This is a genomic window from Limnospira sp. (assembly GCF_051859755.1).
In the GTDB taxonomy this organism is placed as follows: domain Bacteria; phylum Cyanobacteriota; class Cyanobacteriia; order Cyanobacteriales; family Microcoleaceae; genus Limnospira; species Limnospira fusiformis.
This window is the reverse complement of sequence record NZ_JBIMLI010000376.1, coordinates 1-903: the sequence shown is the minus strand read 5'-3', so window position 1 is coordinate 903 and position 903 is coordinate 1. Positions and strand designations below refer to the sequence as shown.

Below are 903 nucleotides of genomic sequence, written 5' to 3'. Positions count from 1 at the left end.
ATTCCAAAACCTGGTAGGGATGAAAAACGCCCTCTAGGAATACCCACAATCCAAGATAGAGCCAGGCAAGCCTTGGTTAAGTCGGCACTCGAACCTGAATGGGAATCGAGATTTGAAAGCACAAGCTACGGGTTTAGACCGGGCAGGTCAGCCCACGACGCAATAACACGAATTTACCAGGGTATCAACAAAAGTGAATATTACGTGTTAGATGCAGACATAGCAAAATGCTCTTACCGTGAACCATGAATACCTACTGACCCAAATTCATTGTCCAAGCAGTCTAAAGAGAGACCTGAAACAATGGCTCAAAGCGGGCGTGCTAGATAACGGTGTATTCGAGGATACAGAAGCAGGGACACCCCAAGGAGGGGTCATAAGTCCACTCCTAGCCAACATCGCACTGGATGGCATGGTTAGGTTAATTGAAACAATGTATCCTAAAAAGAAAAACGTGGCTCAAGCCACAATAATCAGATACGCCGATGATTTTGTAGTAAGATCTCCATCACTAGAAATCATTGAACAGTGCAAAACTGCAATCTCCGAATGGTTAAAACCTGTAGGACTAGAAATTAAACCCGAAAAGACTCGAATTTGCCATACACTCAATCCCATTGAGTATAACGGCAAAACAGAAGAACCAGGATTTGATTTTCTAGGATTCAATATCAGGCAATATCCAGTAGGAAAATATAAATCTGGAAAAAGTGGGGGAAGAAGAAAAGGAGGCTTCCTATTTAACAAAACCCCACATAAAATGTTGGGTCTCAAAACCCACATCAAACCCAGTAAAAAAGCAGTTAAAGCCCATACAGAAGCGATAAAAGGTGTAATAAAACAACATAAAAAAGCACCTCAATCAGTCCTGATTAGTAAACTAAACCCAATCATAAGGGGATG

1 pseudogene is annotated in these 903 nt (G+C 41.7%); it reads left to right on the top strand.

The features are described 5' to 3' along the window. A pseudogene (locus tag ACTIE0_RS24730) lies at positions 1 to 903 on the top strand (reverse transcriptase domain-containing protein); the annotation flags it as partial.